The sequence below is a fragment of the Marinococcus sp. PL1-022 genome (assembly GCF_033845285.1).
Taxonomy (GTDB): domain Bacteria; phylum Bacillota; class Bacilli; order Bacillales; family Marinococcaceae; genus Marinococcus.
Genome location: NZ_JAWXCX010000001.1, coordinates 22,285 through 36,175 on the forward strand (window position 1 = coordinate 22,285; position 13,891 = coordinate 36,175).

At 48.6% G+C, this 13,891-nt stretch carries 10 protein-coding genes and 1 other annotated feature; all 10 genes read left to right on the forward strand.

Annotated features, from left to right (window positions below):
* The first annotated feature begins 14 nt into the window (after positions 1 to 14).
* The 10 genes from glpK to rpoC all read left to right on the forward strand — a co-directional run bounded on the left by glpK (position 15) and on the right by rpoC (position 13,832).
* Positions 15 to 1,544: a glycerol kinase GlpK gene (gene glpK, locus SIC45_RS00105; protein WP_298788746.1), complete on the forward strand. Its 1,530-nt coding sequence runs from the start codon at positions 15 to 17 to the stop codon at positions 1,542 to 1,544.
* Positions 1,545 to 1,841: 297 nt separating this feature from the next.
* Positions 1,842 to 2,039 (forward strand): preprotein translocase subunit SecE, encoded by a 198-nt coding sequence (gene secE, locus SIC45_RS00110; protein WP_298788744.1) that lies wholly within the window; start codon positions 1,842 to 1,844, stop codon positions 2,037 to 2,039.
* A gap of 55 nt (positions 2,040 to 2,094) precedes the next feature.
* Positions 2,095 to 2,628 (forward strand): transcription termination/antitermination protein NusG, encoded by a 534-nt coding sequence (gene nusG, locus SIC45_RS00115; RefSeq protein ID WP_298788742.1) that lies wholly within the window; start codon positions 2,095 to 2,097, stop codon positions 2,626 to 2,628.
* Positions 2,629 to 2,807: 179 nt separating this feature from the next.
* Complete coding sequence (rplK, locus tag SIC45_RS00120) at positions 2,808 to 3,233, forward strand: 50S ribosomal protein L11 (RefSeq protein ID WP_022794455.1); 426 nt, start codon at positions 2,808 to 2,810, stop codon at positions 3,231 to 3,233.
* Between the two features lie 120 nt (positions 3,234 to 3,353).
* On the forward strand, positions 3,354 to 4,052 hold the full coding sequence (gene rplA, locus SIC45_RS00125) for a 50S ribosomal protein L1 (RefSeq protein ID WP_022794456.1): 699 nt from the start codon (positions 3,354 to 3,356) through the stop codon (positions 4,050 to 4,052).
* Positions 4,053 to 4,153: 101 nt separating this feature from the next.
* Positions 4,154 to 4,312 (forward strand) — a sequence feature (ribosomal protein L10 leader region).
* 44 nt (positions 4,313 to 4,356) lie between these two features.
* The gene (gene rplJ / locus SIC45_RS00130) at positions 4,357 to 4,863 is read left to right on the forward strand and encodes a 50S ribosomal protein L10 (RefSeq protein ID WP_298788738.1); all 507 of its coding nucleotides are present in this window, start codon (positions 4,357 to 4,359) and stop codon (positions 4,861 to 4,863) included.
* Between the two features lie 52 nt (positions 4,864 to 4,915).
* On the forward strand, positions 4,916 to 5,278 hold the full coding sequence (rplL, locus tag SIC45_RS00135; protein WP_319630636.1) for a 50S ribosomal protein L7/L12: 363 nt from the start codon (positions 4,916 to 4,918) through the stop codon (positions 5,276 to 5,278).
* Positions 5,279 to 5,382: 104 nt separating this feature from the next.
* Positions 5,383 to 5,979, forward strand: a complete 597-nt coding sequence (locus tag SIC45_RS00140; RefSeq protein WP_319630637.1) for a class I SAM-dependent methyltransferase — start codon at positions 5,383 to 5,385, stop codon at positions 5,977 to 5,979.
* Between the two features lie 573 nt (positions 5,980 to 6,552).
* Complete coding sequence (rpoB, locus tag SIC45_RS00145; RefSeq protein WP_298788733.1) at positions 6,553 to 10,092, forward strand: DNA-directed RNA polymerase subunit beta; 3,540 nt, start codon at positions 6,553 to 6,555, stop codon at positions 10,090 to 10,092.
* A gap of 122 nt (positions 10,093 to 10,214) precedes the next feature.
* Positions 10,215 to 13,832: a DNA-directed RNA polymerase subunit beta' gene (gene rpoC, locus SIC45_RS00150; protein WP_319630638.1), complete on the forward strand. Its 3,618-nt coding sequence runs from the start codon at positions 10,215 to 10,217 to the stop codon at positions 13,830 to 13,832.
* Positions 13,833 to 13,891 lie beyond the last annotated feature (59 nt).

The following is a 13,891-nucleotide window of genomic DNA, read 5'->3' on the forward strand; positions in this document are numbered from 1 at the left end:
AGGAGATGAGGCGGATGGAGAAGAAATACATTTTAGCAATCGACCAGGGAACAACAAGCTCGCGTGCCATTATTTTTAACGAAGAAGGAGAAATTGTAGGCACCGCGCAAAGAGAATTCAAGCAGTACTTCCCGAAATCCGGGTGGGTGGAGCATAACGCACAGGAAATCTGGACCTCTGTCCTTGCCGTACTCGCAGAAGTGCTTGGTGAAAACGGTATCCAGGCTGAAGAGATTAACGCAATTGGAATCACGAACCAGCGTGAAACAGCGGTGGTATGGGACAAACACACCGGGCGTCCTGTCTATAACGCAATTGTATGGCAGTCCCGGCAGACGATGGACATCTGCAATGAGCTGAACGAGCAGGGCTACGGTGAAATGTTCCGAAATAAAACGGGACTCCTGATTGATGCTTATTTCTCGGGAACGAAAGTGAAATGGATCCTCGATAATGTGGACGGTGCCCGGGAAAAAGCGGATAACGGAGATCTTCTGTTTGGTACCATTGATACGTGGCTCATCTGGAAGCTGTCCGGAGGCAAAGCCCATGTAACAGACTATACCAATGCCGGCCGGACGCTTATGTACAATATTTATGATCTGCAGTGGGACGACGAACTGCTTGAGGTTCTTGGCGTACCGAAGAGCATGCTTCCGGAAGTACGTTCTTCTTCCGAGGTGTATGCCAATACGGTAGATTACCACTTCTTCGGCCAGGAAGTTCCGATTGCCGGCGTAGCAGGAGACCAGCACGCTGCCCTGTTCGGCCAGGCATGCTTTGAAAAAGGGATGGCAAAGAACACGTATGGCACCGGCTGCTTTATGCTGATGCATACCGGAGACAAACCAGTGCCTTCTAATAACGGACTATTGACTACGATTGCCTGGGGAATTGACGGAAAAGTTGAATATGCTCTTGAAGGAAGTATTTTCGTAGCCGGCTCGGCTATTCAGTGGCTGCGCGATGGCCTGCGGATGTTTACGAACGCTCCGGACAGCCAGAAATACGCAGAGCGTGTCGACGATACGAACGGTGTATACTTTGTACCGGCATTTGTAGGGCTCGGGGCTCCTTATTGGGACAGTGAAGCGCGCGGAGCCATATTTGGACTCAGCCGTGGCACGGAAAAAGAGCATTTCGTAAGAGCTACGCTTGAATCGCTTGCGTATCAGACGAAAGACGTTCTCGGCGCGATGGAAGCGGACTCAGGTATTGAAGTGAAGTCTCTCCGTGTTGACGGTGGAGCCGTTTCAAACGATTTCCTGATGCAGTTCCAAAGTGATATTGTCGGTGTACCTGTAGAGCGCCCGGCTGTTATCGAAACAACTGCGATGGGAGCAGCATATTTAGCAGGAATTGCTACGGGCTTCTGGAGCAGCAAAGAAGAAGTGAAAAAGCAGTGGAAGAAAGAGAAACAGTTTGAACCGCAAATTAATGAGGATACGAGAACAGAACTGTACGACGGCTGGAAGGAAGCGGTGGACGCTACCAGAGCGTTCAAGCCGGGAAAAAAGAAAGCAACAACTCAGTCGTCTAACTAATAATTTATGAAGGGACCGGCGTTCCCTATGGAACGCCGGTTTTTATATGCCCTTTAATTTCTCCTTGATTATAGTACAGAAGTTGTTTATGATTGTTATTGGTAGAAATATATGTGCACCTAAAGCAAACAGACCGCAGAGCCCTTAGGAGCGGCTGTTTTTTTAATGGTTGAAAACAAGCCGGGCAAAGAAGCCTGATGGTACATGGATGCAGAAAAAGATGCAGATACATTGTTCGTACGAGACCTTATATTAATAATTCTATAACCGTAAACACCGGTTGATGGAGGTGGCTGCATGGCTGGGGGTACGAAAAAAGGCCCTATCCGCTTTCTCAAAGAAGTAGGGCAGGAAATGAAGCGTGTTACATGGCCGACACGCAAAGAACTAACGAAATATACAATTGTCACGGTGCTGACTGTCATCTTTTTTGTGATCTATTTTGCCGTTATCGATTTAGGGCTTTCTGAGCTTGTTCGTATATTTTTGGAGTAGTAACGGTTGAACGTTTGGAATAAAGGAGGGAAGGGACTTAGCTCCCACTCTAGATATGGAAAAAAGCTGGTATGTAGTCCATACTTATTCGGGCTATGAAAACAAAGTAAAAACGAACCTGGAAAAACGGGTGGAATCCATGGGGATGACGGATAAAATTTTCCGTGTGCTGGTACCGGTGGAAGAAGAAACAGAAACCAAAAATGGAAAAAGCAAGACGGTTTCCAAAAAGGTTTTTCCGGGGTATGTCATTGTTGAAATGGTAATGACAGACGACTCCTGGTACGTGGTTCGCAATACGCCTGGAGTAACCGGATTTATCGGTTCGACAGGAGCAGGGTCGAAGCCGACGCCGCTTTTACCGGACGAAGTAGATGCTATTCTCGGTCAGATGGGCGAGAAGGAACCAAAGGCAGAGGTGTACTTTGAACTTAAAGAAGCAGTGAAGGTTACCGAAGGGCCGTTTGCTGATTTCACCGGCACGGTCGAAGAAATTAATGCCGAGAAGCAGAAGGTCAAAGTTTATGTAAACATGTTCGGCCGCGAAACGCCGGTTGAACTGGAGTTTACTCAAGTAGAAAAAATCTAGAGCCGGCTTACGGTTTCCACTCTCTCACGAATTAACCATTGCTTATTTTGGCTGCAGGTGATAAAATCATCCTGTTTGGTATTGAAAGATATCACAGCCTAAAGCACATAGTGTTTTAGAATGAGTGGGAGGATACCTTGTATCCGGCTACCACATCACGGACGAAGGAGGTGTGTCGCGTGGCTAAAAGAGTCGAGAAGGTTGTTAAACTTCAAATTCCGGCTGGTAAAGCGAACCCGGCACCACCGGTAGGCCCAGCGCTTGGTCAAGCCGGTGTGAATATCATGGGATTCTGTAAAGAATTCAACGCTCGTACACAAGAGCAGACAGGAACAATCATTCCTGTAGAAATCAGTGTCTATGAAGACCGTTCGTTCACTTTTATTACGAAAACTCCGCCAGCTCCTGTACTTCTTAAAGAAGCAGCTGGAGTAAAAGGCGGTTCCGGTGAGCCTAACCGTAACAAAGTCGGTTCAGTAACCCGGGATCAGGTTCGTGAAATTGCTGAAACGAAAATGCAGGATTTGAACGCATCTGACGTTGATTCAGCAATGCGTATGGTTGAAGGAACAGCCCGCAGCATGGGCTTAAACGTTGAAGACTAATTGAAAGATTTGCCTTGCTGAAGGTTGTGTGCACGCCTCTGACGCTCTTGTCGAAGGGACGGCCCGCAACCTTTACTAGTGGGAGGTCTTACCGTTAAACCACAACAAGGAGGAAAAACAATGCCTAAAAGAGGTAAAAAATACCGCGAGGCGGCGCAGCTCATCGACCAGGAGCAGCAGTACAATGCTGAAGAGGCGATTGAGCTTGCGAAGAAAACATCGATCGTAAACTTTGATGCAACGGTAGAAGTAGCGTTTCGTCTTGGAATTGACCCGCGTAAAAACGATCAGCAGATCCGTGGCGCGATTGTACTTCCAAACGGAACAGGAAAAAGCCAGCGTGTGCTTGTTTTTGCTAAAGGCGAAAAAGCCCAGGAAGCAGAAGCAGCCGGCGCTGATTATGTAGGAGAAGAAGATCTGGTGAACCGCGTGCAGCAAGGCTGGTTTGACTTTGATGCAGTAGTAGCCACTCCTGACATGATGGCCCAGGTAGGGAAATTGGGCCGTACCCTCGGACCAAAAGGCCTTATGCCTAACCCGAAAACTGGTACGGTTACGATGGACGTTACAAAAGCTGTTGAAGAAATTAAAGCAGGTAAAGTGGAATACCGTGTCGATAAGTCCGGTAACATCCATGCGCCAATCGGCAAAGTATCCTTTGATACTGCAAGCCTGGTGGAAAACTTCAACACTGTTGCCGACGCGCTTCAAAAAGCAAAGCCGGCAGCTGCTAAAGGAACGTACATGAGAGGCGTTGCTGTAACGACTTCCATGGGTCCTGGCGTAAAAGTCAGCACTTCTTCGTTGAAATTCGCATAAATTAAACCGTAATACTTTTGTTTGCCGGCAGCTCCCGGGCGATCTTGAAAAAGCTCTTGACCCGGGTGCTGCTTCCATTTATACTAAATGACGGATCAGCCAACAATTTTATATTGTTGCCGCAGACAGCAGGAGTGCACAGCACTTAAATAAACATCCTGCCGAGGTACCATTCCTATACATTAAACGCTTTGGAGCGTTTTACGGGAGTAGTGTCTTCGTGTCTGCTAATTGAGACAGGAAGATTTTTTTGTGTCTGCGGTTGCGGGCGGCAAACAATAAAGAATGGCAGGAGGTGGAACGGATGAGCAAAGTAATCGAACAAAAGCAGGCGGTTGTTGATGAAATCGCAGCTAAGCTGAAAGACAGCGTATCAACCGTACTGGTAGACTATCGCGGTCTGGACGTATCGGAAATCACGGAATTGCGTGCGCAGCTTCGTGAAGCAGACGTTGATTTCAAAGTATATAAAAATACAATGGCGCGTCGTGCAGCCGAAGACGTGAATCTGAAAGACGAGTTGAACGACTACCTGGTAGGTCCTACGGCCATTGCAACAAGCAAAGAGGACGCAGTAGCACCTGCGAAAGTATTGTACAATTTCGCTAAAGATCACGAAGCACTGGAAATCAAAACGGGTGTCATTGAAGGCAGCGTTGTTTCCCAGGAGCAGATTCAGGAATTGGCCAGCCTCCCATCCCACGATGGACTTGTGGCTATGCTGCTTAGCGTTATGCAGGCGCCAATCCGTAACTTCGCACTGGCTACAAAAGCAGTGGCAGAGCAAAAAGAAGAAGAAGAGAGCGCCTAACCAACCGGCGTTTCAATCGGCTTAAATATTAATATTAAGAGGAGGATTATCCATGAGTAATCAAGAAATGATTGATGCGATTAAGGAAATGTCCGTTCTGGAACTGAACGAATTAGTAAAAGCAATTGAAGAAGAATTCGGCGTAACAGCAGCTGCACCAGTAGCAGCTGGCGGTGGCGGCGGTGAAGTCGTTGAGGAAGAGCAAACAGAATTCGACGTAGTACTCGAAAGCGCTGGATCTTCTAAAATCAACGTCATCAAAGTCGTCCGCGAAATCACTGGTCTTGGCTTGAAAGAAGCTAAAGCACTGGTAGACGGAGCTCCTGACACATTGAAAGAAGGCGTATCTAAAGAAGACGCTGAAGAAATGAAAGGTCAACTCGAAGAAGCAGGCGCTTCTATCGAATTGAAGTAAGCTTTCTATAAACTCATCCGCACCTGTGCGGGTGAGTTTTTTGTTGCAATAAACTCCCTGGCCCTGCTATGATAATATTCCAATAATCAGAACGGAGCGATGCTATGAGCGGTGAACAATATTTTCATGCAAACCCAAGTGCGGCAAGTAACGAGAAAGTCATTCATGCAGAGCTTCGGGGTAGAGACTGGTCGTTTATTACAGACAGCGGAGTATTCTCGAAACAAACGGTGGATTTTGGTACGGCAACGCTGCTTGAAACCTTTGAATGGCCGGAGGTGGATGGCGACATTATCGACATTGGCTGTGGTTACGGCGTAGTGGGAGTCACTCTCGCCAAAGAAACCACCCGGAGCGTTCTGCTTTTTGATATCAATCAACGTGCTGTGGAGCTGGCGAATAAAAATATCCAGCGCTGCCAGGCTGAGAATGCAAAGGCGGCGGAGAGTGATTTATTCAGTGCCTATCAAGGCAGAGCGGCAGCGATTTTGACAAACCCTCCTATCAGGGCAGGAAAAAAAGTGGTGCACCGGTTGTTTGAAGAAGCTTATGAAGCGCTAAGCCCCGGAGGCGAATGCTGGGTTGTCATTCAAAAAAAACAGGGTGCCCCTTCAGCGAAGGAAAAGCTTAACGAGCTGTTTCCGGTTGTGAAGAATGTGAAAAAGAATAAAGGCTATTATATTTTTCGTGCGTGTAAATAAATAAAACAGCACCATCAGAAGTTGACGGTGCTGTTTTGATATGGTATTATAATTTAATGCGTATAAGTGTCCGTACGCGTCAAACTACATGTAATATTCTACTTATAAAATTAGGTGATACCGTAAGAAGTATCATCCATTTCTTTTCTATTTGCCACTTCACGGCTGGGCTGAATTACGGTTGCAGCAAGCTTATCCACTAAAACGAGAACGTTTGTGCTTTTGATTCCTTCTTATTCTAACACACTCGAATGAGAAATGGGAGAATCGATCGTAATAAGTATTAGGAAAAACAATTCCATTTAAGATAATCAATATAAGTCAGGGAGAAGCAATCAGCGTTCTCAAACTGGCTATTCGGTTTGCGAAGCTTTTTTAACGACGACATGTGCGCGGGCTGTTCTCTGTGTTCTGATCCGCAGACTGTTTTATCAGAGCAGAAAGAGCCGTCCGTCTACATGACGACGCGTCTCTGCATTTATCACTATTTAGCTATATTACCGATAATTGCCTTGGAAAAACGCTTGTTTTTAAAACGGGCGGATATCATGCGAGATTTGAGGGGTGAATCTGTTGTCAAGTCAACTTATTCAATTTGGACGTCACCGCCAGCGGAGAAGCTATGCCCGAATCAATGAAGTCTTGGACCTTCCAAACCTCATTGAGATTCAGACGGCTTCTTATCAATGGTTTCTAGATGAAGGTATTCGCGAAATGTTTCAGGACATTTCGCCGATTGAAGATTTTACCGGAAACTTGGTGCTTGAATTCATCGATTACAATTTAGGAGAGCCTAAATACCCGATTGATGAATCAAAAGAACGCGATGCCACGTATTCTGCACCGCTCCGGGTCAAGGTTCGCCTGATGAACAAAGAGACCGGCGAAGTAAAAGAGCAGGAAGTATTTATGGGTGATTTCCCGCTTATGACCGACACAGGTACTTTTGTGATAAACGGGGCTGAGCGCGTTATCGTGTCCCAGCTCGTACGTTCACCAAGCGTATATTTTAACAATAAAGTAGACAAAAACGGAAAGCGTGGCCACACCGCAACCGTCATTCCGAACCGTGGTGCGTGGCTCGAGCTTGAAACAGATGCAAAAGACGTCGTTCACGTTCGTATTGACCGCACCCGGAAAATCCCGGTCACCGTTCTTCTTCGTGCGCTTGGGTTTGGCTCTGACCAGGAGATTATCGATCTTCTGGGTGAAGACCAGTACCTGCGGAATACGCTCGAAAAAGATAACACAGAAGGCAGCGAAAAAGCCCTTCTCGAAATTTATGAACGTCTCCGCCCTGGGGAGCCGCCAACGGTGGACAGCGCGAAGAGCTTATTAAATACGCGCTTTTTTGATCCGAAGCGGTACGATCTCGCAAATGTCGGGCGTTATAAAATGAATAAAAAACTTCATATCCAGAATCGTTTGTTCAATCAGCGTTTAGCAGAAACGCTTGCTGACCCAGAAACGGGAGAGGTCATTGCCGAATCGGGCACGATGCTCGACCGCCGGACATTGGACCGTCTGATGCCGTACCTGGAAAACAACCTTGGATTTAAACGGTACACCGTTTCCGGTGGAGTGGTGGAAGATGCAGATTTGGACGTACAGTCTATTAAGATTTATGCAGATGACGGTCAAGGCGAAGACCGTGAGATTAACGTAATCAGTAACGGAAATATTGATCATGATACGAAGAATATTACTCCTGAAGACATGATTGCTTCAGTTAACTATTTCTTCAATCTGCTTCACGGCGTCGGCCGTACAGATGATATTGACCACCTGGGCAATCGTCGTCTCCGTTCCGTCGGTGAGCTGCTTCAGAATCAATTCCGTATCGGGCTTTCCCGTATGGAGCGTGTTGTACGTGAGCGTATGTCCATTCAGGACCCAAGCTCCATCACGCCGCAGGCGCTTATCAATATTCGTCCGGTGATTGCTTCTATTAAAGAGTTTTTCGGAAGCTCGCAGCTTTCCCAGTTCATGGACCAGACAAATCCTTTGGCTGAATTGACGCACAAACGCCGTCTGTCAGCGCTTGGACCGGGCGGTCTGACCCGTGAACGTGCAGGCTTTGAAGTTCGTGACGTGCACTATTCCCACTACGGGCGTATGTGTCCGATCGAAACGCCGGAAGGTCCGAACATCGGTTTGATTAACTCCTTATCAAGCTACGCCAAGGTAAATAAATTCGGCTTCATCGAAACAGCTTACCGCCGTGTAGATCCGGATACGGGAGTGGTCACCGAGCAGTGTGACTATCTTACTGCCGATGAAGAAGACAACTACGTAGTAGCTCAGGCGAACGCTTCACTTGCTGAAGACGGCACGTTTGCCGACGATGAAGTTATTGCCCGTTTCCGCGGGGACAACACGATCGTTCCAAAAGAAAAAATCGACTATATGGACGTATCGCCAAAGCAGGCGGTTTCTGCTGCGACAGCGTGCATTCCGTTCCTGGAAAACGATGACTCCAACCGGGCATTAATGGGGGCGAACATGCAGCGTCAGGCAGTACCGCTTCTTGAACCGGAAGCTCCTCTTGTAGGCACCGGCATGGAATACGTTTCAGCGAAGGATTCAGGTGCTGCCATCATTGCACGTCACAAAGGCGTAGTTGAGCGGGCATCCGCACGTGAAATCTGGATCCGCCGCATTGAAGATGTAGACGGAAAAGAAGTAGAAACAGATATCGACAAATACCGTATGATGAAATACGTCCGCTCCAACCAGGGCACAAGCTACAACCAGCGTCCGATCGTTAAAGACGGAGACCGTATTGAAAAAGGCGAAGTACTTGCAGACGGTCCGTCGATGGACAACGGTGAAATGGCATTGGGCCGTAACGTATTAACCGCCTTTATGACCTGGGACGGCTATAACTATGAGGACGCCGTTATCCTGAGTGAACGGGTAGTAAAAGACGATGTTTACACTTCCATTCACGTCGATGAATACGAGTCAGAGGCCCGCGATACTAAGCTCGGACCGGAGGAAATCACCCGTGATATTCCAAACGTCGGCGAAGAAGCGCTGAAGGACCTGGATGACCGTGGTATTATCCGTGTCGGTGCGGAAGTGAAGGATGGCGACATTCTTGTTGGGAAAGTAACGCCAAAAGGCATGACAGAGCTTTCCGCAGAGGAACGTCTGCTTCACGCAATCTTTGGGGAAAAAGCCCGCGAGGTACGGGATACTTCGCTTCGTGTTCCGCACGGTGCAGACGGCATTGTACTCGACGTAAAAATCTTTAACCGTGAAGATGGAGATGAACTTCCGCCGGGAGTGAATCAGCTTGTCCGGGTATACCTCGTTCAGAAGCGTAAGATTCACGAAGGGGATAAAATGGCAGGCCGTCACGGAAACAAAGGTGTTATTTCGCGTATTCTTCCAGAAGAAGATATGCCTTACCTGCCGGATGGAACACCGATTGACCTCATGCTGAACCCTCTCGGGGTGCCTTCGCGTATGAATATCGGACAGGTGCTTGAAATGCACCTGGGCATGGCGGCTCGTTCCCTGAACCTTCACATGGCAACACCGGTATTTGACGGTGCCCGTGAAGAGGATGTTTGGGAAACTATTCAGGAAGCCGGCCTCGCCCGGGACGGAAAGACTGTATTGTATGACGGGCGAACCGGGGAAACCTTTGACAACCGTATTTCAGTCGGGGTCATGTATATGATCAAGCTTGCCCACATGGTGGACGACAAGCTTCACGCCCGTTCAACCGGACCTTACTCCCTCGTTACCCAGCAGCCGCTTGGTGGTAAAGCCCAGTTCGGCGGCCAGCGTTTCGGGGAAATGGAAGTATGGGCGCTTGAAGCGTACGGTGCAGCCTATACGCTGCAGGAAATTCTCACGGTGAAATCCGACGACGTTGTCGGCCGTGTGAAGACGTACGAAGCGATTGTTAAAGGTGAAAACGTTCCGGAGCCTGGCGTTCCCGAGTCGTTTAAAGTTCTGATTAAAGAGCTTCAAAGCCTTGGCATGGACGTAAAAATGCTTTCAAGCAATGAAGAGGAAATCGAGATGAAAGAGCTCGATGACGAAGATGAACAACCCGGAGATAACTTGAATCTTAGAATCGAGTCCACGGAAAACGCATAAGGTCTCATCGGTAAAACGGAGAACACGGGGTGTCTAATTAAAAGCTTTTCAGCTTTTTGTAGGCACCTCTTGTCCCTCTTTCAGCCATGCCACCTTTAAAGATTGAAAGGGAGGTCGACCTCTTGATAGACGTCAATAACTTTGAATATATGAAAATTGGACTTGCCTCTCCGGAAAAAATTCGTTCCTGGACACACGGCGAAGTGAAAAAGCCAGAAACGATCAACTACCGGACGTTAAAACCGGAAAAAGACGGGCTGTTCTGTGAGCGTATTTTTGGTCCGACCAAGGACTGGGAATGCCACTGCGGTAAATACAAGCGTATTCGCTATAAAGGCGTAGTCTGCGACAGATGCGGAGTAGAAGTTACCCGTTCGAAGGTGCGCCGGGAACGCATGGGCCACATTGAACTTGCAGCTCCGGTATCTCACATTTGGTACTTTAAAGGTATTCCGAGCCGTATGGGACTTGTTCTTGATATGTCCCCGCGTTCGCTCGAAGAAGTTATTTATTTTGCTTCCTATACAGTAACGGAGCCAGGGGACACACCGCTTGAATACAAGCAGCTGCTTTCCGAAAGAGAATACCGTGCGTATTACGATAAGTACGGCAAAACCTTCTCTGCTCAAATGGGTGCAGAAGCCATCCGTAAGCTTCTCCAGGATATTGATCTTGAAAAAGAAGTACACGGCTTAAAAGGCGAACTCGAAACAGCACAAGGTCAGCGCCGCACCCGTGCGATCAAGCGTCTGGAAGTGCTTGAAGCATTCCGTCACTCCGGCAACCATCCAGCATGGATGATTCTCGATGTGCTCCCGGTTGTTCCTCCGGAAATCCGTCCGATGGTTCAGCTTGACGGCGGCCGGTTTGCAACATCTGACCTGAACGATCTGTACCGTCGTGTTATCAACCGGAACAATCGTTTGAAACGTCTTCTTGATCTGGGAGCACCAAGCATCATTGTGCAGAACGAAAAGCGTATGCTCCAGGAAGCTGTCGACGCCTTGATCGACAACGGGCGCCGCGGCCGTCCGGTTACCGGTCCCGGCAACCGGCCGCTGAAATCTCTTTCTCACATGCTGAAAGGGAAGCAGGGGCGTTTTCGTCAGAACCTTCTCGGTAAACGTGTCGACTATTCCGGTCGTTCCGTTATCGTGGTCGGGCCGAGCCTGAAAATGTATCAGTGCGGACTTCCTAAAGAAATGGCACTTGAACTGTTCAAGCCGTTTGTAATGAAAGAGCTCGTAAACCGGAGCCTGGCACACAACATTAAGAGCGCTAAACGGAAAGTGGAACGCGTGCATCCGGAAGTCTGGGACGTGTTAGAAGACGTTATCCGTGAACACCCGGTTCTTTTGAACCGTGCTCCGACGCTTCACCGCCTTGGTATTCAGGCGTTCGAACCGACGCTGGTCGAAGGGCGCGCCATCAAGCTTCACCCGCTCGTATGTACAGCGTATAACGCCGACTTTGACGGGGACCAGATGGCCGTACACGTACCGCTTTCGGCAGAAGCACAGGCAGAAGCCCGCGTGCTTATGCTTGCAGCGCAGAACATCCTGAACCCTAAGGATGGTAAGCCGGTTGTTACACCATCCCAGGACATGGTGCTTGGAAACTATTATCTGACCCTTGAGCGTGAAAACGCGATGGGTGAAGGCTCTACTTTTAACGATATAAAAGAAGTGCTCACTGCTTATCAAAACGGCTATGTGCATCTGCACACCCGTATTGCTCTGCCTGTGCGTGCGTTAAATAAAACGAACTTCAGTGAAGAAGAGATGAGCAAGCTCGTCTTAACGACACCAGGAAAGCTCATTTTCAATGAAATACTGCCGACGTCGTTCCCTTACGTGAACGAGCCGACAGCATTAAACCTTGAGCAGGAGCTCCCGGAAAAATATGTAGTACCGAGCACGACAGATGTAAAAGAAGAATTAAAAAACCGCGAACTCATTCAGCCATTTAAAAAAGGCTTCCTGGGTGACATCATTGCAGCGGTGTTTAAAAACTTCCAGATCATTGAAACGTCGAAAATGCTTGACCGTATGAAGGATCTTGGCTTCCATTACTCCACAAAAGCAGGAATTACGGTTGGTATTTCCGATATTGTGGTGCTTCCGGACAAGCAGGACGTGCTCTCGGACTCCGAAGAGCAGGTCTCGAAGGTAATGAAGCAGTTCCGGCGCGGTTTAATTACCGAAGAAGAACGCTACGATAAAATCATCAGCATCTGGGGCAGTGCCAAAGACATCATCCAGGACAAACTCATGGGCACGCTTGATATTCGCAACCCTATTTTCATGATGAGTGACTCCGGTGCCCGTGGTAACGCCTCGAACTTCACGCAGCTTGCAGGTATGCGCGGACTGATGGCCAATCCATCCGGACGAATCATCGAGCTTCCTATTAAATCGAGCTTCCGTGAAGGACTTACAGTGCTTGAGTACTTTATTTCCACGCACGGTGCGCGTAAAGGTCTGGCAGACACAGCGCTTAAAACTGCCGACTCGGGTTACCTGACCCGTCGTCTTGTGGATGTGGCCCAGGACGTTATCATCCGTGAAGACGACTGCGGCACTGACCGCGGCCTTTCAGTGGCAACGCTCCGTGAAGGCAACGAAATCATTGAAAAGCTTCAGGATCGCCTGATCGGCCGTGTAGCCTTTGAAACAGTGCGTCATCCTGAAACAAACGAAGTACTGGCTCAAAAAGGCGAGCTTCTGAATGAAGATTCGGCCCGTATTATTGAAGAAGCCGGCGTTGAAAAAGTTGTTATCCGCTCTGTCTTTACGTGTGATACACATCACGGCGTCTGCAAAAAATGCTACGGCCGTAACCTTGCCACTGGAGCCGATGTTGAAGTGGGCGAAGCAGTAGGAATCATCGCTGCCCAGTCGATCGGTGAGCCGGGTACTCAGCTTACTATGCGTACGTTCCACACAGGCGGCGTAGCCGGGGATGACATTACCCAGGGTCTTCCTCGTATCCAGGAGCTTGTTGAAGCCCGTAATCCGAAAGGGCAGGCTGTCATTTCTGAACTCTCCGGCGAAATTGTCGATGTGAAGGATCTGACGGATAAAAAAGAAGTTACGGTGCAGGGTGCGCTTGAAAGCCGCTCTTATACAACTCCGTACGGTGCCCGCCTCCGTGTAAGTGTAGGAGACCAGGTGGAAGTCGGCCAGGCTCTTACTGAAGGTTCCATCGATCCGAAAGAACTGCTGAAAGTTACCGGACTTGACCAGGTACAGCAGTATCTTCTGAAGGAAGTTCAGAAGGTATACAGCATGCAGGGCGTTGAAATTGGCGACAAGCACATTGAAGTAATGGTCCGCCAAATGTTCCGTAAAATCCGGATCACTGATTCCGGTAATACAGACGCTCTTCCTGGCAGTCTGGTGGAAGTGCACGCGTTTGAAAAAGCAAATCGTGAAGCACTTCAAAAACACCATCAGCCAGCCGTCGGACAGCCGGTCATTCTTGGTATCACGAAAGCATCGCTTGAAACGGATTCCTTCCTTTCAGCCGCTTCGTTCCAGGAAACGACAAGAATTCTTACGGACGCAGCGATTCGCGGCAAGCGCGACGAGCTGTTAGGCCTGAAAGAGAACGTTATTATCGGGAAGCTGGTTCCGGCCGGTACGGGCATGCAGCGTTACCGCAGCCTTGAACAGGTTCTCCCGGAAGAAGCCGTGGAGGAAATGCAGGAATCAGGCGAAGAAGTGTATTCGTCGGAATGAAATAGTGTTGACATCGCAAAAACGCGGTGATATGCTATCTAAGGTGCGTTAAGCTCCTG

Excerpts from the sequence above, each read along its gene's own strand:
- glpK (WP_298788746.1), top strand. The coding sequence starts at position 15 with ATGGAGAAGAAATACATTTTAGCAATCGACCAGGGAACAACAAGCTCG.
- secE (WP_298788744.1), top strand. The coding sequence starts at position 1,842 with ATGGCTGGGGGTACGAAAAAAGGCCCTATCCGCTTTCTCAAAGAAGTA.
- nusG (WP_298788742.1), top strand. The coding sequence starts at position 2,095 with ATGGAAAAAAGCTGGTATGTAGTCCATACTTATTCGGGCTATGAAAAC.
- rplA (WP_022794456.1), top strand. The coding sequence starts at position 3,354 with ATGCCTAAAAGAGGTAAAAAATACCGCGAGGCGGCGCAGCTCATCGAC.
- rplJ (WP_298788738.1), top strand. The coding sequence starts at position 4,357 with ATGAGCAAAGTAATCGAACAAAAGCAGGCGGTTGTTGATGAAATCGCA.
- rplL (WP_319630636.1), top strand. The coding sequence starts at position 4,916 with ATGAGTAATCAAGAAATGATTGATGCGATTAAGGAAATGTCCGTTCTG.
- SIC45_RS00140 (WP_319630637.1), top strand. The coding sequence starts at position 5,383 with ATGAGCGGTGAACAATATTTTCATGCAAACCCAAGTGCGGCAAGTAAC.